We start from the raw sequence: 18412 nt of genomic DNA, 5'->3' as shown, positions 1-18412 counted from the left end.
TTGACCACTCAGTCCATGGATTCGGGTCGCCTCGGGGCGGCTCCGAATGAATGGGATTTCTGGACGAAGACCGTGTTTTGTGGCGGCGTGGCTGGGAACTTGCTCAGCGGAGCGATGTCTTTCGTCGCAGCGGCGCGGAGACGTAACGATCCGCGCTGGCAGGGAGCCTTCGGGCGCGAACATCTCACAGCAAGGAAGTTATCCATGAGAAACCTCGGCGTGGCCATGCTGGCCATGGTTTTCAGCACGGCTGCATGCAATGCATTGGCCCAGGACGGGCAGTTCTTCGTCAATGGAAACGTAGGCCAATCCAATTTCAGTGCGCCGAGCTTTGGCGCAACACATAAGGACAACAGCGATACGTATGGCGCATTGCGCTTTGGCTATGCCTGGCAGGGCAAGTTCGATTATGGCGTGGAGGCGGGCTACGCCGATCTGGGCCAAATGGTTCGCAGTGGCACCTACACCTTTACCGGCCTGAATGGCGAGCCAGCTCAAGCCGGCTATCGCCAAACAGGCTCGGCTCGCGGCTGGTTGCTCGGTGGCAACCTGAAATACCACTTCGATTCGCCTTGGTACCTATCGGCCCGTGGTGGCTGGTTTGTGGCCAGGACAACCTCCAAGTTCGGCTCTGACGGCGAACTGGGTAGCAGCAGCCAAACCAACTCCCGTCCCTATTTCGGGTTGGGCGCTGGATATGACCTGACCCGGTCTTTCAGCGTTGGCGCGGGTTACGACTACTACAACCTGGGCGATTCGTTCGGTCATGTGAACGCTTATTCGGTCTCCGCCGAATTCCGCTTCTAACCCCATACGGCCGCGCAAGCGGCCGTCTCTTTGGGGCCGGCGAGCCTTTTGCGGCACAATGGCAGGGTTGTGCGTCGTGGACATCCCCGTTTTCGACGCCCTGATCCCCCGGAGTCGAAGCAGCCGCCATGACCACCATCAAGCAAGACGATTTGATCCAGTCCGTCGCCGACGCCCTGCAGTACATCAGCTACTACCACCCCGTCGACTACATCAAGAACCTCGCCGCCGCCTATGAGCGCGAGGAGTCGCCGGCCGCGAAAGATGCGATGGCGCAGATCCTGATCAACTCGCGCATGGCCGCCGAAGGCCATCGCCCGCTGTGCCAGGACACCGGCATCGTCACCGTATTCCTGAAAGTGGGCATGAACGTGCGCTGGGACGCCACCATGTCGCTCGATGACATGGTGAACGAGGGCGTGCGCCGCGCGTACAACGACCCGGACAACAAGCTGCGCGCCAGTGTGCTGGCCGATCCGGCGGGCAAGCGCAGCAACACCAAGGACAACACGCCGGCGGTGATCAACGTCTCCATCGTGCCGGGCGACACCGTCGAGGTGATCGTGGCGGCCAAGGGCGGCGGTTCGGAGGCCAAGTCCAAGTTCGCCATGCTCAACCCGTCCGATTCCATCGTCGATTGGGTGCTCAAGACGGTGCCCACCATGGGCGCTGGCTGGTGCCCGCCGGGCATGCTCGGCATCGGTATTGGCGGTACCGCCGAAAAGGCGATGCTGCTGGCCAAGGAATCGTTGATGGAACACATCGACATCCAGGAACTGATCGCGCGCGGCCCGCAGAACCGGATCGAGGAATTGCGCGTCGAGCTGTACGAGAAGGTCAATGCGCTGGGCATCGGTGCGCAGGGCCTCGGTGGCCTCACCACCGTGCTCGATATCAAGATCAAGGATTACCCGACGCATGCGGCGAACCTGCCGGTGGCGTTGATCCCCAACTGTGCCGCCACGCGCCATGCGCACTTCACGCTGGATGGCTCGGGCCCGGTCGCGCTCGATCCGCCGTCGCTGGAAGACTGGCCCAAGCTCACCTATGACTCGAGCAAGGGACGTCGCGTGAATCTGGACACGGTCACTCGCGAAGAAGTCGCCAGCTGGAAGCCGGGTGAAGTGCTGCTGCTCAACGGCAAGCTGCTCACCGGCCGCGATGCTGCGCACAAGCGCATGGTCGACATGCTCAACAAGGGCGAGCCGTTGCCGGTCGATTTCAAGAATCGCTTCATTTACTACGTGGGCCCGGTCGATCCGGTGCGCGACGAAGTGGTGGGCCCGGCCGGCCCGACCACGGCCACCCGCATGGACAAGTTCACCGAGCAGGTGCTGGCGCAGACCGGTCTGCTGGGCATGGTCGGCAAGGCCGAGCGTGGCCCGGCCGCGATCGATGCGATCAAGCAGCATCAGTCGGTGTATCTGATGGCTGTCGGTGGCGCCGCTTACCTGGTGTCCAAGGCGATCAAGGCATCGCGCGTGGTTGGCTTTGCCGATCTGGGCATGGAAGCGATCTACGAGTTCACCGTGGAGGATATGCCGGTGACCGTAGCCGTGGATTCCGCGGGTACGTCCGTGCATCAGACGGGGCCGAAGGAGTGGCAGGGGCGGATTGGCAAGATTCCCGTGGTAGTTGCGTAAGAACAACACTTCGCCTTCTCCCCGCCGGGGAGAAGGCGGATGAGGGGCGGGTGCTCGGCCGAACGTATCTAAAGCGAGCTTTTCGTTTCGTTAGAAACTGAGGCWAGATTGGCCCCTCACCCCARCCYTCTCCCCAGAGGGGAGAGGGGGCTGGCAGAGGCGTCCCCCGCTCTCCCACATTTAGCCGTCCAAACGGCTACGTCGCGCCAAGGTTGCATTCCTCCTGCTGCGGCGCAACACTCACCGGATTGTCTTTCCCACCACTACCGAAGGTAACCGTGAACCCGCAAAGCCCCGCGTCGCTCACCAACGACGCCCCCTGGATCGTGATGAAGTTTGGCGGCACCAGTGTCGCCACCCTGCCGCGCTGGCAGAACATTCTGGAGCTGGTAGCCAGCCGTCGCGCCGAAGGCGCGCGTGTGCTGGTTGTCGTTTCGGCACTCTCCGGCATCACCGACGCACTCAAACAACTGTGCGCACAGGAAGACAAGGGCAAACGCATCGAGGCTGCCAAGGCGATCGAACAGCGTCACTACGACCTGCTCGATCACATGCAGCTGGCGGTTCCGGACACGCTCGGCGCTCGCCTGAGCGAACTCGCGCAGCTGGCCGAAGACGGCCCGTCGCTGCTGGGCGAGCTGGCCTGGTCGGCACGCGTGCAGGCGCATGGCGAGCTGATGTCCAGCGCGCTGGGCTCGGCGTTCCTTACCCATAGCGGCCTGGACACCCAATGGGTCGATGCGCGCGATTGCCTCGCGGCGATCGCGCTGCCCAACCAGAACGAGCGCACCAAGCTGCTCTCGGCGATGGTGGAAACCCGGCCTGATCCGGCGCTCAATGCGCGTCTTGCCGCGCTGGGCGAGGTGTTCATCACGCAGGGTTTCATTGCGCGTGAAGCGCAGGGCCGCACGGTGCTGCTCGGCCGTGGTGGTTCGGATACGTCGGCGTCTTACTTCGGTGCGCTGCTGAAAGCGCTGCGGGTGGAAATCTGGACCGACGTGGCCGGCATGTTCACCGCCAATCCCCGCCAGGTTCCCAGTGCACGCCTGCTGCAGCGCCTGGATTACGAAGAAGCCCAGGAAATCGCTTCCACCGGCGCCAAGGTGCTGCATCCGCGCTGCCTGTCGCCCTTGCGCGAGCCGCGCGTGCCGCTGCTGATCAAGGACACCAATCGCCCTGAGCTGGAAGGCACGCTGATCGGTCCGGAAGTTCGCGAGCATGCGCCCAGCGTCAAGGCCATCAGTGCACGCAAAGGCATCACGCTGGTGTCGATGGAGTCGGTCGGCATGTGGCAACAGGTCGGCTTTCTTGCCGATGTGTTCGCGCAGTTCAAGCAGCACGGTCTGTCGGTGGACATGATCGGCTCAGCTGAGACCAACGTGACGGTGTCGCTGGATCCCACGGAAAATCTGCTCGACTCCGATGCGCTCGCTGCCCTGGCCAGCGACCTGGCCAAGGTCTGCCGCGTGAAGGTGATTGCGCCGTGCGCAGCGATCACCTTGGTGGGTCGCGGCATGCGTTCGATGCTGCATACGCTGTCCAGCGTGTTGGCGGAGTTCGGCCAGCTGCGCGTGCACATGATTTCGCAGTCGTCCAACAACTTGAACCTTACCTTCGTGGTGGATGAAAACGTTGTCGACGAATTGCTGCCGCATCTGCACGAACTGCTGATCACCGCAGGCGCCTTGCGCACCGACGATAGCGCCTTGTTTGGTCCGAGCTGGCAGGCGCTGTACGGTACAGGGGAGGCATTGCCGCCGGTGGCTTCCTGGTGGCGCGAAGAGCGTCGCGCGGATCTGCTGAAGATCGGCGCCGGCGCGACGCCGCGGTACGTCTACCACCTGCCCACGGTGCGCCAGCAGGCGCGCGAGCTGAAAACGCTGGGTGCGGTGGATCGCCTGCATTACGCGGTGAAAGCCAATACGCATCCGACCATTCTGAAGGCGCTGGCCGAAGAAGGTTTCGGTTTCGAATGTGTGTCGCCGGGTGAATTGAGGGCGGTGATGGCGGTGGTGCCGGAATCCGCGCCACTGCTGTTCACGCCCAACTTCGCGCCGCGCGAGGACTACGAGTGGGCGCTCACCACGCGCGCCACGCTGTCGCTGGATTCGCTCTATCAGCTGGAAAGCTGGGGCGAGCTGTTCCGGGGGCGCGAGGTGGTGCTACGTCTTGATCTGGGCCGCGGCCTGGGCCATCACGAGAAGGTGCGCACCGGCGGCAGCGGCAGCAAGTTCGGTTTGCCGGTGGAACAGCTCGATGCCTTCCTCCGTCTTGCCGACGCGCATGGCGTGATCGTGCGCGGCCTGCACGCGCACCTGGGCTCGGGCATCCTCGACGACAGTCATTGGGGCGAGGTTTACGGGCAGCTGGCGAGCCTGGCCGAGCGCATCGGCAGCGTGACCTTCCTGGATATCGGCGGCGGCCTAGGCGTGCCGTCCCATCCGGGCGAGGCGCGCCTGGACATTGCCGCACTCGACAAGGTGCTGCGCGAGGTGAAGGCCGCTTATCCGCACTACAAGCTGTGGATGGAGCCGGGTCGTTACCTCGTCGCTGATGCGGGCGTGCTGATCACCAAGGTCACCCAGACCAAGGGCAAGGGCCATGGCCAGATCCGCTATCTGGGCGTGGATACGGGCATGAATAGCCTGATCCGGCCGGCGCTGTACGAGGCCTGGCACGAGATCGTCAACCTCACGCGGCTGGACGAGCCGGCCACGGCCTTGTTCCAGGTGGTCGGCCCGATCTGCGAGAGCGGCGACGTGCTCGGCACCGACCGCCGCCTGCCCGAGCCGCAGGAAGGCGACGTGGTGCTGGTGGCGCAGGCGGGTGCGTACGGCAAGGTGATGTCCTCGCCGTACAACCTGCGGGATGAGGCGGAGGAGATCATCCTCGAATAGCCTCAGTCCCCCACTTCTCCCTCTCCCCTCCGGGGAGAGGGCCGGGGTGAGGGGCGGGTGCTCGCGGTACCCTTTCAAAAAAGGACGCTCATGGATGAAGCGTTTAAACCTAGATAGAGCACGCAGCCTGCGCGCCGGCCAGACAGACGCCGAGCAACTGCTCTGGCGTCACTTGCGAAATCGCCGCCCGCAAGGCTGGAAATTCCGCCGTCAGAACGAGATCGGGCTATATGTCGTTGATTTTGTCTGTCCGGATGCTGGCCTGATCGTGGAGCTCGACGGCGGCCAACATGACGATCAGCTGATTTATGACGAAGCACGAACAAGAAAGCTCGGGGAACAGGGCTACCGCGTGCTGCGTTTCTGGAACAATGAAGTCCTGAAGAACGTGGAAGACGTTCTTGAGGTGATTCTGGAGGCTTTGGCTAGGCCGGCCCCTCACCCCAGCCCTCTCCCCGAAGGAGAGAGGGAGTAGCGTCGACGGAGACTTGAGCGTGACCACCAACATCAACCCTCGCCTGACCCAGGTATTCCGCTACGTGCGCTGCAGCTATGCCGACGGCGTGGCCGAGCTGGTGTATGCCTTCGATCATGGCGACGAACTGGTCGAGCGCGTGCGCTTCCCGAATGCGCCAGCCATTCCGGCGAACCACCAGGCTGCCTTCGAGCAGGCGCTGAACATGCTGCATCTCATCGCGGGCGTCAGCTACTACAAGGCCGGCGTGCCGCCGCGCATCGAGGTGGTAGGCGGCCCGCTGGATGACAGCACGGCGGACCTGCTCGACGCGCTCTATCTGCATGGCCTGGCTGAGTTTGCCTACCGCAACGGCTTGGACCTGCGTGGTCGCATCAACTTCCCCCGCGGCGGAGCGAAGCAGCCTGAAGCCAAGGCGCTGGGGCTGCCCCGGCGCACCCTGGTGCCGATCGGCGGCGGCAAGGACTCGCTGGTCGCGGTGGAAGCGATCAAATCCATCGGTGGCGACGCCACCGCGGTGTGGGTCGGCAATTCGCCGCTGATCGCCGCCTGCGCCGAACGCACCGGCCTGTCCATGCTCAATATCCAGCGCGAGCTGGCGCCGGGCCTGTTTGAACTCAATCGTCTTGGCGCGTGGAACGGCCATATCCCGGTGACGGCAGTGAACTCGGCAATTCTCGCCGTAGCGGCCATCCTGTACGGCTTCGACAGCATCGCGTTTGCCAATGAGCGCTCCGCCTCCGCTGCCACGCTGGAATACGATGGCCAGCAGGTGAATCACCAGTGGAGCAAGGGCTATGCGTTCGAGCAATTGCTCGGCGACTGGCTGCACCAGCATGTGGCAGCCGATCTCGACTATTGCTCGCTGCTGCGGCCGTATTCCGAGTTGGCGGTGACGCGTGCGTTCGCCAAGCTCACGCCGTATTTCGAGGTGTTTTCCAGCTGCAACCGCAACTTCAAGATCCTCGGCCCGAAGCCGGCGGATCGCTGGTGCGGCCAGTGTCCGAAGTGCCACTTCGTGTTTCTTGCGCTGGCGCCGTTCCTGCCCAAGCCGCGTCTGCTGTCCATCTTCGGGCGCAATCTGCTGGACGATGAAAACCTCGCGCCGGGCTTTGATGCGCTGCTGGAATACCAGGATCACAAGCCGTTCGAGTGCGTGGGCGAGGGCGCGGAAGCACGTGCGGCCATGTTTGCGCTGAGCCAGCGTTCGGAATGGCAGGAAGACGCCCTGGTCGCACGCTTCATCCGCGAAATCCTGCCGCAACTCGAAGTGAGCGAACTGGCGTTGGAACCCTGGCTGCAGCCGTCCGCCGAGCAGCGCATTCCCAAGCGTCTCCTGCCGGCGTTGGCGTTCTTCGCGTGACCACCTTGCCACCGCTGCGCATCGCCGATCTTGCCGACAAGCGAGTGGCGATCTGGGGTTTTGGCCGGGAAGGCAAGGCGGCGATAACAGCCATTCGCGCACGTTTGCCCGAACTTGCGCTCTCGTTGTTCTGCAGCGATGCGGAAGTCGCCGCGGCCAATGCGTTCGACAAAACGCTGACGGTGCATGGCCAGGAACCCGATGCCACGGCGCTCGCCATGTTCGACGTAGTGGTGAAGTCGCCCGGCATTTCGGCTTACAAGCCTGCGCTGCTGGCAGCGCGCGAGGCGGGCATCCGCGTGACGTCGGGCACAGCGCTATGGTTTGCCGAAAAGCCCATGGCACGCGTTGTTGCCGTCACCGGCACCAAGGGCAAGAGCACGACCACCGCGCTGCTCGCCCATCTTGCACGCAGTCTTGGCGTGCGCACGGCACTGGCCGGCAACATCGGCATGCCGATGCTCGAACTGCTCGATGAGCCGGCCGAGCTCTGGGCCATCGAGCTGTCCAGTTTTCAGACCGGGGAAGCAGGGCCGGCCGAGCTCGGCGTCATCACCAGCCTGTACGAGGAACATCTCGACTGGCATGGCTCGCGCGAGCGCTACATCGAAGACAAGCTCAAGCTCGCCGACGTCTCGAAACAGCTGCTGGTCAACGCCACGCAGCCATCGCTGTTGGAGCGCACGGCGCGGCATTCGCAGCGCATCGTGTTTGGCGATGTGCAAGGGTGGCATGTCGCCGGTGGCTTCATACGCCACGGTGCCAAACCGGTATTTGAGATCGCCAGGCTGCGCGCCCCCGGCGAACACAATGCGCTCAACGCCTGTGCCGCGCTCGCTGCGCTTCAAGTCATGGGCTTTGATGCGCTGAAGGCCGCGCCCTCGCTCGCAACGTTCCGGCCCTTGCCGCATCGATTGCAGCCGCTGGGCGAGCACGATGGTTTCCAGTGGATCAATGATTCCATCAGCACCACGCCCCAGGCCACGCTGGCGGCGTTGAACAGTTTGGAAGGCCATGCCGTGACGGTCATTGTCGGTGGCCACGATCGTGGCCTGGACTGGAATGATTTTGTGGTCGCCGCCAAAATGCATGCGCCGCACGCCATCGTCGCCCAAGGCGCCAACGGCCCGCGGATCGCGCAGGCATTGCGTGATGCTGGTATTGCCGTGGAGGAAGCGCCAGGCCTTGCGGCGGCGGTGCAACGCGCACGGACCTTGACGCCTGCCGGCGGCACCATCCTGCTTTCGCCGGGCGCGCCCAGTTTCGATCAGTTCCACGATTACGCCGACCGCGGCCGGCATTTTGCCGAGATGGCCGGTTTCGATGCCCATGACATCATCGGCATCGAAGGTTTGGGTATTCACTGAGGGGGCGTGATGCGCGCTGCTTTTGAGATCCGTGTCGACGATTTGCGCGGGCCGGAAATAGCCGCGCTATTGCAGGAACATCTCGACGAGATGGCGCAGTATTCGCCGCCGGAAAGCATTCATGCGCTGGACCTCGAACGGTTGCGGCTACCGGAAATCACGTTTTGGACGGTCTGGCAGAGCGGTGAACTGGTCGGCTGCGGTGCCATCAGGGAGCTCGACGCGACGCATGGCGAAATCAAGTCGATGCGTACCGCCACGCATCATCGCCGCGAGGGCGTAGCGGCCGCCGTGCTGCAACACATGCTGGATGAAGCGGCACGCCGCGGTTATCGGCGACTGAGCCTCGAAACCGGCTCGCCGGAACCATTTATGCGGGCGCGGCAGCTATATGCGCGGTTTGGTTTTGCGTACTGCGAGCCGTTCGCAGATTACGTCGAAGATCCCTACAGTGTCTTCATGACCCGGACGCTCTAGGCCGTTCGTTCGAAGTCCTCCATCGATGGCCCGTCATACACTCGGCCTCCCGCCAGAAGCGTCGAGGTAGAGTCATGAGCGACACGCAGCGCATCAAGCTGTTACGCATCGCCTTGGTATTGCTGGGCGCCGTTTTCCTGCTCATCTATCCGCTGATGCAACTGTGGCCTTCGGGATGGGTGTGGCACGAAGGTTATTCCGACTACCCACTGATGATCGTTGGCGTCTACGCGACGCTTGGCGTGTTCCTGATACGCGCGTCCCGCGATCCCTTGGCCAATCTCAGCCTGATCTGGTTCACCGTATGGTCCAGCGTGGTGCACGGCGCGATCATGGCCGTGCAGTCGTTCATGCATCCCATGCATATGGGGCATCTGGTGGGTGATGTGCCGGCGCTGTTCATCGTGGCCATCGTGCTGGGTTTGCTCACGCCACGCAGCACGGCTGCGCGGGTGGCTTGAACGAAAAGGCCACGTCTTTCGCAAGACGTGGCCTTTGTTTGATCGCAGCAGACGCGTTACCAGATCTTCACGCGATCGGCTGGCGCCAGGTACAGCGTCTCGCCCGGCTTGGGCTGGAAGGCGTCGTACCAGCCATCGAGGTTGCGCACGGTCTGGGCGCGGAAACGGCCCGGCGCATGTTCGTTGCCGATCACGCGCTGGCGCATGGCGGCATCGCGAAGTTTCTCGCGCCAGGTCTGGGCAAAGGCCAGGAAGAAGCGCTGATCGCCGCTGAGGCCGTCGACCACCGGTGCCGGCTTGCCGCCAAGTGACTTGTGATAGGCCACGTTGGCAATCGTGAGACCGGCCACGTCAGCAATGTTTTCGCCCAGCGTCTGCTGACCGTTCACATGCAGACCCGGCAGTGCTTCATAGGCGTTGTACTGCTCGACCAGTTTCTGGCCCGCGGCCTTGAAGTGCGCCTGATCTTCCGGCGTCCACCAGTTGGCGAGATTGCCCTGCGCATCGAACTCGGCGCCGAGATTGTCGAAGCTGTGGCTGATCTCGTGACCGATCACGGCGCCGATGGAACCGTAGTTGGCGGCGGCGTCCGCCTTCGGATCGAAGAGCGGCGCTTCGAGTATCGCGGCCGGGAAGTTCAACGCATTCTGCAGCGGCAGGTTCACCGCGTTGACCGTTTGCGGCGTCATCCACCACTCGCCACGATCCACTGGCTGGCCGAGCTTGGCAAGCTGATGTTCGTACTCGTACTTCTCGGCACGCTGTTTGTTGCCGAGCGCGTCGTCGGCGCGGATATCGAGCGTGCCGTAATCGCGCCAATGTTCCGGATAACCCACGCTCACGCGGATGCTGGCGATCTTGGCCTTGGCTTTCTCGCGCGTCGCCGGCGTCATCCAGTCGAGATGATCCACGCGTTCGTCGAATGCCGCGAGGATGTTCTTCACCATCTGCTCGACCTGCTGTTTGGACGAGGCGGGGAAGTACTCCTTCACGTAAATCTGGCCCACCGCATCGCCGAGCGCGACATTGGTGCTGGCCACGCCGCGCTTCCAGCGATCGCGCTGCTTGGGCGTGCCGGACAGGGTCTGGCCGTAGAAGCCGAAGCTCAGATCGGCATATGCCTTGGGCAGCAGCGAGGCGCTTTCGTTGAGCGCATGGAAGGTCAGGTAGTCCTTCCAGGTCTGCAACGGCTCGCTGGCGGTCAGCGCGGAAAGCGCCTTGATGGCCGGCACTTGCCATACGTCCACGGTCTTTTGCTGATCGAGGCCCGCAGCCTTGAAGTAGGCATTCCAGTCCAGGCCCGGCGCGTTCTTGGCAAACGCGTCCATCGCCCACGGATTATTGGCCTTGTGGATGTCTTGGCTGTCGACCATGTCGACCTGCGCCTTGGCGATCTTGGTTTCCAGCTCGAGGATAGCCTTGGCCTTTGCGTCGGCATCGGCGATGTTCGCCTGCTTCAGCAGTGCAGCGACGAATGCCTGGTACTTGCCGCGCGTTTCCACCATCGCCTTGTCGTCGGACAGGTAATAGTCGCGCGTCGGCATGCCGAGGCCGCCCTGCAGCAGGTACGGGATATTGCGCGAGGCGTCCTGCAGGTCATGCGACACGAACAGGCCGAACAGGTGCTCCGTCTGGAAATTGGTAGCGTTCACCGGATCCACGTCGGCGCGCAGGCCATCGCCCAGCACACGGGCGAGGTCAGCCTTGCTTTGGATCGCATCGATCTGTTTCAGCTCGGGCTGCAGCGGTTCGAGACCGCGCTTTTCGATAGCGGCCTCGTCCATGAATGCTGCGTAGTAATCGGCGATCTTGCGCGCGTTGCTGCCGGCGGCCGGCTTGCTGTTGCCCGCGGCCTGGATCAGCTCGGCATTGCGCTTCTCGGCCCTCAGGAACACATCCACGAAGATGCCGGTGCTGGAGCGATCGCTGGGAATCTCCGCGGTCTTCTTCCAACTGCCATTGGCGTAGTTGTCGAAATCGTTGCCCGGCAGCACGCTGTGGTCGATGCCGGCCAGGTCGATGCCGCTGGCGCTGCGGGCGGCGGTGTGAGCCGGCGCCGGCTGGGTGGCGGTGGCCGCCATGGCGCAGGTGGTGGCCAGCGCTGCGGCCGTAAAGATCCAACGAAGCTGCCGCATGAGCGGTCTCCTGAGCGGGTAAACGGTAACGATAGTCCCAACCGCGACCAGGCTGGGCATGACCTATGGCCTAGAAACCGGCCGCGAGTGCTCAAAAAGTTGCGAAGGATACGGTACCCTTACAATTTTCGGCCCGCCAGTGGGCCTCTGCAACGACCAGGGAGGGTTGTCCATGGCGAACACCGGATCCATCGTGAATCCACTTGCGCTTGCGCGGACGCAGGAATGGCGCGCGCAATTTGCATCAGCAGCGCCGTTTCGTCATGTGATCATCGATGACTTCCTGTCTCCGGCGTTCGCGGATGCTGTGCTGCGACAGTTTCCCGATTTTGAGAACGGCAACTACATTGGCGAGAACGGCCGACCGGGCGGCAAATCCACAGTTGATCGCATCCGTGGCCTCGGAGACGCCTATCGCGATCTGGATGAAGTCATCCAGACTCGCGAATTCCTTGATTTCGTGGGCACTGTCACAGGGATCGAGGGCCTGCTCTACGACCCGTTTTACTTGGGCGGCGGCACGCACGAAAACCGGCACGGGCAAGGCCTCAAGGCGCACATCGATTTCAATTACCACCCCAGTGAGCGCTGGCACCGTCGGCTTAACCTGATCATCTATCTGAATCACGAATGGGACGATGCTTGGGGCGGCATGTTCGATCTGTATCGCGACCCTTATGCCGATCCGTCGCCTGCCGTCCGAGTCGCACCGCTGTTCAATCGCTGCGTGATCTTTGAAACCAACGAACACAGCTGGCACGGTTTCGATGCGATCTGCCTGCCCGAAGAAAAGCGGAACTTAAGCCGAAAATCGATTGCCCTGTATTTTTACAGTGCGGATCGTCCGTCTGCGGAAACGGCTGGGCGCCATACGACGCACTACGTCAATGGGCAGTTGCCAGAGCATCTGCAACTTGGCCACACCTTGACTGAGTCGGACGTATCGTTGCTGCAGCAGTTGGTGGTGCAGCGTGACGTGCAACTGCGTGAGCTCTATCAAGAGAACTCCAAACTGCTGCAGGCGCAGGACAAGGGCTTGGCCGGTCATCTGCTTTATCTGCTCAAGCGTCTGTACGTGCGATATCGCCGCTGATCTCCAGGGCGTCTGTGCTGCTCAGCGCTCGATGCGATAGTTCAGCGAGGCGCGATTGAAATCGGTCGCGCTTTGCGCCTCGAAGTTCCATCGGCTGTTGAAGTGATAGCGCAGGGTGATGACCTGGCCTGGATCGAACAAGCCCACGCCGTAGCTGATGTAGAGGCGCGGCGAGAGGTACTTGCCCACGGTAAAGGCGGATCCGCCATTGAGTGCGTCATTGCTGCTGACGCCGATGTCGTCTACACCGAGGCGCGAGCCGATGCTCTTGGCCAGCAGGTTGCCCGTGGCCGAACCCAGGGCTTGGGCAGCCGCCCCCACCATATTGCCTTCACCGCCCTTCACCTGGGACAGCGGCTTGCCGGTGATCAGGTAGGAGAGGGCGTCAGACTGTTCCATCGGCGGCTGCGAGAACACGGTGAGCACCGGTCGCTGCGCGGTGCCCGCGATATTGAGGCCTACCTGCTGGCCGTCGTCGATGGTGGCATTGGGATTGAGCTTGCGGACGGCGCGAATATTGAGGCCTGGGTTGTCGATCGGCGTGCTCGCAAACAGCAGCTGGCCGCGGGCGATCTGCAAATTCTGCCCGTAGGCCTTATAGGTGCCTGCCACTTCGATTTGACCCTGGCCGGTGGTGGCGCGGCCGGGCCGCTCGCTGACCACGAGCTGGCCTCGCAAGGTGCCATCGAGACCCATGCCGACGAGGTGCGCCTTTTTCCCCAGGTTGACGGTGACGGTGGCCGATATCGGCATTTGGCTGGCCGCTTCCTCCTGCTGCTTCTCGTCCACCACGACCACGTCCGGCGACGCCTTCGTCGCACCCGCGCCGGGCAACTTGTCGAGATTCACGTCGGCGCTGTCCAGCGTCACGTTGCCGGTGATGTCCAGACCCTTGTCGTCGTGGCGCACGGCCAAGTCTGGTGAGATCGCCACCTTGGCGGAGGGAATGTCGACCGCCTTGAAGTTGCTGCCCTTCACCGTCAGCACGCTTTGCGCATCAGTGCCGAGTGCCGCCGTGCCCGCCAGCGCGACGCTGCCGTCACCCGAATGCAGCGTGCCGTCAATGCGAAAATGCTTCGCATCCGTAGTGCCGATGGCGATGCGTCCCTGGGTGAGCTTGAGGCCCATGCCGGGAATTTCCGCCGAGAAATCGGTGAGGTTGGCCTGCCCGCTGATGGCCGGTTGCGCAAGTGTGCCCGCCAGATTGAAGTCGCCATTCATGGCGCCCTTGGGATTGACCACCTCGGTGGTGAAAATTTCCAGCAGTTTCAGATTGCTCACGTGAATGCCGACATGGCCGCCGAGCGATTGCTGCGCGCCGGTGATATTCAGCTGGCCGTCGATACGTCCGTTATTGGTCAATCCCGCGTGCAGCACGAGCTGCTGGCTTGAGGGACTCAGCTGCGCGGTAAGCGCGAGGTTGTCATACGTCACCAGCGGCTGATCGGCGCGATCGGCATAGGCCACCGAGCCGCGCGGCGAGGTAATCGACGCGTTGCCGGTCAGGGCACCAGCCGTATTGCGGCGCAGACTGCCGCTGCCCTCGAGTGTGCCTTCCACGCGCATCGGCTGTTTGCTGGTGCTTACGGCGCTCATGATCAGCGCGATGGGCATGCCATGCAGGCGATAGCTGGCGTCGAGGTTGCCTGCCTTGTCCTGCTTGGCGGCGGCACACAACAGCGGTTCGCCCGCCGTGAGGCAAAGCTCTGAAAGATTGAGCGCGCCATCGTTATAGGAAAGCTGCGTCGACTGCTGCAGTCGCCAGCGAGGCAGACCGGCAAAGTCCACATTGAGCGTGGACAACGTGCCGCTCCAGGCCGAGCCCTTGAGGCTGCCGCTGAGCGCCAGCTCCGTCGACAGCGGTGAGCCATGCGCGGTGAGCGCGAGGCTGTGCCGTTCAGCCGTGCCATCGCCGCGCACGTTGACCTGGGTGAAGGCGAGTCCTCCTGCGTTTACGCCGCTGGTTTGCAGATCGAGTTTTCCGCCTGGATGGCTGATGTCCGGCACATTGGCGAGCAGCCGTAGCGTCTCGACCTGCTGGCCCGCATAGCTCAGTGCGCTGCCTTGCAGATTGGCCTCAACCGCAAGCTTGGGATGCTTGCCGCGTACCTGGATGGTGCCCTGAAGACGCCCGGCGGCCTCGGGCAGCCAATCGCCCAGCGAGGCGACAGCAAGCTTGATCGTGATGTCGTTGGTATTGCCCGGCCTGGCGTCGATCTGCGCATCGCTGCCGCCCGAGATCAGATGCAGCTTGCCGTCGATCACGCCCTCGGGCGGGAGGTGCAATTTGCCGTCGCCATGCACCGTGCGGTCGCGCAAACGGCCATCGAATTTCTTGATTTCCAGCGTGACGTCGGGATGGTCCTGCGGCAGCGTACCCTGCGAGGCGACGTCGAAATCCAGCGAGCCGTTCCACTGCGCCAGCACGTGGCCCGGATCGAATTTGTGGGCGATCGCTTCAAGTTGCCAACCCAGCGTCGGTTGCAGGGTCAACGTGCCCTTGGCTTGCAGGTCGCCTTGCGGCTGCTTGACCGTGAGCGCGTGCAGGTTGATGAGCTTTTGCGTGCCGTCGAGATCCAGCGTGACATCGGCCAGCTTGCCTGCGGGACCGATGGCAAGCGTGCTTTGGGCATGGAATTGTTCGATGCTGCCCTTGGCGTCAAGGCTGCCGTGGCTCAGCAGCGTTTGGCCGGCCATCTGCTCGGGCAGCACGACGTCCTTCCACTCGACGGTGAGGTCGGCTGCCAGTGGTTTGGCCGCCAACTGGATGACGCCATGCACACCGACGCCGCCCTTGAACTGCGGCGAGGCGATGCCGAGCTGTTCGATCGTCAAGGTGTTGAGATCGTCGCTGAAGCGCGCGGTCAGCGGCTGCAATTGCAGCTGGTAGTCGTTGAGTCCCAGTTGGCCGGTCAGCGTGCCACTGCGGCGGTCGCCCTTGCCGGTGAGTGCCACGGCAAGGCCGGTGAGCGAACTCTCGCCGAGCAGCGGCTTGGGATCGAAACGAGGCGCATCGAGCGTCGCCGTCCACGCGTAGTCGCCGCCTTGCGCCAGCGCCAATTGAAGTCGCACGGCCGTGGGCTGGGTGAGTTGCAAATCAGCATGCGCCTGCTTGCCGTCGCCGCTTGCGATCAGCTCACCGGCGTACTCGGTGCCGCTTACGGTCCATGCGAAGCTCGCCTTGCTGTCGCCCTGGTATTTGCTGCCCACCACCAGGCTGCCGGTGAGATTCGCATGGCCCTCCGGTGCGCGCAGCGCGAGCTGGCGAAGTTCGATGCCGCGGCTGCCGGTCCAGCTCCCCGCGACGTCGAGCGAATCGGAGGCGAACACCGGTTGTCCTGCCTGCGTGATCTTCACTGAGCCGACGTGCGCACGGTCGAGCAGCATGTCGAACGGTGGCTTCCACGAGAAGCTGCCCTCGCTCTCGGGCGATTCGGGTTCACTGGGAGGCAGCGCAACCTCGACACCATCGGCGTTGAGATCGAGCACATGCAGTCGCTTGCGCAAGAGTGCAGGCACGCGCAGATCCAGATGCGCCTTGGCGACCTTTACGTCGAGTCCCTCGCCATCGGCATAGCGCAAGCCCGCCAGATCAAGGGGGCCGACGAGACGACCCTCCGCCGATTGCACGGTGAGCTGGCCATGCGTGAAACCTTCTGCGCGCGCCAAGGCAAAGCGCAGCCCTGGCGCCGTACCGATCACCCACGCGATGAAGGCAAGCAGCACCAGCACCAGCGCGAATACGGACAGCAGCGTCCAGCGCAGCCAGTGGCGGCGTGGGCGAGGCGCGGGAGCGGAGGCGATCGTCTCAGTCATCACATCGCTGCTCACAGATCCGGGCCGATCACGACGTGCAGTTCCACGCCATGCTCATCGGGGTTGTGCACCGGCGTACCCAGGTCCACCCGGATCATACCCACCGGCGAAAGCCAGCGAACGCCGAGGCCCGCGCCAATCTTGGGACGGTAATCGGTGCCGGTGAACGCGTTGCCCGCGTCGACGAACGCGGCCATGCCCCATTGGCGCGTGAAGTAGTGCTCCACCTCGGTGCTGCCGACCAGCAGATTTTCACCGCCGATGACACGACCAAACGAATTCTTGGGACCGATGCTCTGATAGCTGTAGCCGCGCACGGAACGATCGCCGCCGGCGAAGAAACGCAGCTGCGGCGGCAAGTCGTCGAAATTATTGGTCCAGGTGGCGCCGGCCGAGCCGCGCACGATGAAGCGGTTATTGCCCCAGAACGAGGTGATCCATTTGCCGTCGGCGGTGACCTGGCTGAAGCTCGCATCGGACAGCAGCGAGCCCACGGTGGAGCGTGCCGTGAGCACCAGCGACCAGCCACTGCGCACAAAGATGGGGTTGTCGCCCGATTTGCGCGACAGCGACACTTCCGGATAGAACAGATTGCTCTGGCCGTGTTCCAACCCCTCCACGTTGTCCGCTTCGCCGGGTTTCTGGCCCACGGTGAAGGTGCCGTCCAGCGCGTGAATGCCGATCGTGCGTACCCAGCCATGCCACTCACGCGTTTCGTTCGCCACCAGCTCCAGCGTCTTGGACTTGGACGTATCGGTATTGGAGTCGCGATAGGTGGCGCCGTAGTTGAAGCTGCGCTGATTGGGGCCAGGTAGGGGCACGGTGTACAGCGTCGACAGTGTCTTCAGTTTCTGCGCGAGGATCAGCTCGTTCTTCCACTTGTGGCCGCTGGCGTTCACCCAGCGCCGCTCCATGCCCGCGCGCACGCCAAAGCCCGTGTCGGTGCCGATGAACGGTCCGCCCGTATAGACCGTGCGTTTGGCCGGCGAGAGTTCCACGTTGACGTCGACCACGCCGTTCTTCTTGTCGTCCACATCGGGCAGCACGTTCACGACCGAGAAATAATCCGCGCCATTGAGCGCTTGCTGCAGCTGCAGCAGCTTGTCCTGCGCAAAGTACTCGCCCGACTTGAAGGGCACGTAGCGCTGCAGGAAGCCTTCCTTGAACTGCGAACCTTCGAAATGGACCTCGCCAAACTTGTAGCGCTGGCCCGCCTCCCAGGCGAGATGAATGACTGCGCTGCGCTCGCCGCGATTGACGTCCACCCGATGCGTGGTCAGCCGCGCATCGAGAAAGCCGTTGGCGGTGAGCGCGCCGCTCAGCGCATCGCGCGCGGCGTCGTACTCGCCGTGGTTCAGGGTCTGGCCCTTGAGGTTTTCGATGGCCCGTTGCGCGCGTCGAATCGCCGGGATCTTCGCAGCGGTGGGGTCGAGCTTGAAATCTACGCCGGTGACGGTCACAGGCGAACCTGGCGTGACATGCAGCGTCACGCGCCAGTCGGTGCCCACCGGATCAAGCTGCCCCTGCACCTTGGCCTCGTAGTAGCCATACGGCTCCAACGCCGTCTTGGCCTGGTCCAACGACTGTTCGTACAGGCGGCGCACCTGCGCTTCGGTCACGTCGCGATTGGCGTATTGCGAGAGATCGACGCCAGAACTCACCGCGAGCTTCAACGGATCCTCCACGCCATCCACCACCAGCTGCACACCTGCATGCGCCAGCCATGGGGCCAGCAGCAGAGGCAATAGCATGAGGCGTCGCAGTCGGCGCATGCGCTCCCGGTTTCCGTCCTGGAAAAAAGATGGGCCGCATGCGTCATCAAACGCATGCGGCCCAAGCTTAGCCGATCAGCCGGCCGATGCCGGTGAACGGAGTGTC

At 63.3% G+C, this 18412-nt stretch carries 12 protein-coding genes; 9 read left to right on the top strand and 3 right to left on the bottom strand.

The window, feature by feature from the left end; all coding sequences use genetic code 11:
• From AC1DMY_RS13610 to AC1DMY_RS13575, 8 genes are all read left to right on the top strand, one after another.
• Nucleotides 1-807 carry an outer membrane protein gene (locus AC1DMY_RS13610; RefSeq protein ID WP_477165467.1) on the top strand — a complete coding sequence of 269 codons (807 nt, stop codon included), beginning with the start codon at nt 1-3 and terminating at the stop codon, nt 805-807.
• A gap of 128 nt (nt 808-935) precedes the next feature.
• Complete coding sequence (locus AC1DMY_RS13605; protein ID WP_477165466.1) at nt 936-2450, top strand: fumarate hydratase; 1515 nt, start codon at nt 936-938, stop codon at nt 2448-2450.
• A 278-nt stretch (nt 2451-2728) separates the two neighbouring features.
• Nucleotides 2729-5347 carry a bifunctional aspartate kinase/diaminopimelate decarboxylase gene (locus AC1DMY_RS13600; protein ID WP_477165465.1) on the top strand — a complete coding sequence of 873 codons (2619 nt, stop codon included), beginning with the start codon at nt 2729-2731 and terminating at the stop codon, nt 5345-5347.
• Between the two features lie 94 nt (nt 5348-5441).
• On the top strand, nt 5442-5822 hold the full coding sequence (locus AC1DMY_RS13595; protein WP_477165464.1) for an endonuclease domain-containing protein: 381 nt from the start codon (nt 5442-5444) through the stop codon (nt 5820-5822).
• A 19-nt stretch (nt 5823-5841) separates the two neighbouring features.
• On the top strand, nt 5842-7185 hold the full coding sequence (murL, locus tag AC1DMY_RS13590; RefSeq protein WP_477165463.1) for a UDP-N-acetyl-alpha-D-muramoyl-L-alanyl-L-glutamate epimerase: 1344 nt from the start codon (nt 5842-5844) through the stop codon (nt 7183-7185).
• 14 nt (nt 7186-7199) lie between these two features.
• Nucleotides 7200-8552: a UDP-N-acetylmuramoyl-L-alanine--D-glutamate ligase gene (gene murD / locus AC1DMY_RS13585; RefSeq protein ID WP_477165562.1), complete on the top strand. Its 1353-nt coding sequence runs from the start codon at nt 7200-7202 to the stop codon at nt 8550-8552.
• A 9-nt stretch (nt 8553-8561) separates the two neighbouring features.
• Nucleotides 8562-9029 carry a GNAT family N-acetyltransferase gene (locus tag AC1DMY_RS13580; protein WP_477165462.1) on the top strand — a complete coding sequence of 156 codons (468 nt, stop codon included), beginning with the start codon at nt 8562-8564 and terminating at the stop codon, nt 9027-9029.
• A gap of 74 nt (nt 9030-9103) precedes the next feature.
• Nucleotides 9104-9490 carry a DUF6632 domain-containing protein gene (locus tag AC1DMY_RS13575; protein ID WP_477165461.1) on the top strand — a complete coding sequence of 129 codons (387 nt, stop codon included), beginning with the start codon at nt 9104-9106 and terminating at the stop codon, nt 9488-9490.
• A 56-nt stretch (nt 9491-9546) separates the two neighbouring features.
• On the opposite strand, the gene AC1DMY_RS13570 is transcribed toward AC1DMY_RS13575, so the two are convergent.
• Nucleotides 9547-11625: a M13 family metallopeptidase gene (locus AC1DMY_RS13570; RefSeq protein ID WP_477165460.1), complete on the bottom strand. Its 2079-nt coding sequence runs from the start codon at nt 11623-11625 to the stop codon at nt 9547-9549.
• 172 nt (nt 11626-11797) lie between these two features.
• On the opposite strand from AC1DMY_RS13570, the gene AC1DMY_RS13565 reads away from it, so the two are divergent.
• Nucleotides 11798-12718, top strand: a complete 921-nt coding sequence (locus tag AC1DMY_RS13565) for a 2OG-Fe(II) oxygenase (RefSeq protein ID WP_477165459.1) — start codon at nt 11798-11800, stop codon at nt 12716-12718.
• A 21-nt stretch (nt 12719-12739) separates the two neighbouring features.
• On the opposite strand, the gene AC1DMY_RS13560 is transcribed toward AC1DMY_RS13565, so the two are convergent.
• Complete coding sequence (locus AC1DMY_RS13560; RefSeq protein WP_477165458.1) at nt 12740-16534, bottom strand: translocation/assembly module TamB domain-containing protein; 3795 nt, start codon at nt 16532-16534, stop codon at nt 12740-12742.
• Nucleotides 16535-16545: 11 nt separating this feature from the next.
• A complete protein-coding gene (locus AC1DMY_RS13555; protein WP_477165457.1) occupies nt 16546-18306 on the bottom strand; it encodes an autotransporter assembly complex protein TamA in 1761 nt (586 codons plus the stop codon).
• Nucleotides 18307-18412 lie beyond the last annotated feature (106 nt).

This window comes from Dyella sp. 01L423 (assembly GCF_056399945.1).
The sequence above is the reverse complement of the archived record's forward strand: the minus strand, read 5'-3'. Positions and strand labels throughout refer to the sequence as shown.

What these genes read in the sequence shown, in the direction of transcription:
- AC1DMY_RS13605 (WP_477165466.1), top strand. Translation starts at nt 936, where the DNA reads ATGACCACCATCAAGCAAGACGATTTGATCCAGTCCGTCGCCGACGCC.
- AC1DMY_RS13580 (WP_477165462.1), top strand. Translation starts at nt 8,562, where the DNA reads ATGCGCGCTGCTTTTGAGATCCGTGTCGACGATTTGCGCGGGCCGGAA.
- AC1DMY_RS13565 (WP_477165459.1), top strand. Translation starts at nt 11,798, where the DNA reads ATGGCGAACACCGGATCCATCGTGAATCCACTTGCGCTTGCGCGGACG.
- AC1DMY_RS13555 (WP_477165457.1), bottom strand. Translation starts at nt 18,306, where the DNA reads ATGCGCCGACTGCGACGCCTCATGCTATTGCCTCTGCTGCTGGCCCCA.
- AC1DMY_RS13595 (WP_477165464.1), top strand. Translation starts at nt 5,442, where the DNA reads ATGAAGCGTTTAAACCTAGATAGAGCACGCAGCCTGCGCGCCGGCCAG.
- AC1DMY_RS13570 (WP_477165460.1), bottom strand. Translation starts at nt 11,625, where the DNA reads ATGCGGCAGCTTCGTTGGATCTTTACGGCCGCAGCGCTGGCCACCACC.
- AC1DMY_RS13560 (WP_477165458.1), bottom strand. Translation starts at nt 16,534, where the DNA reads ATGACTGAGACGATCGCCTCCGCTCCCGCGCCTCGCCCACGCCGCCAC.
- AC1DMY_RS13575 (WP_477165461.1), top strand. Translation starts at nt 9,104, where the DNA reads ATGAGCGACACGCAGCGCATCAAGCTGTTACGCATCGCCTTGGTATTG.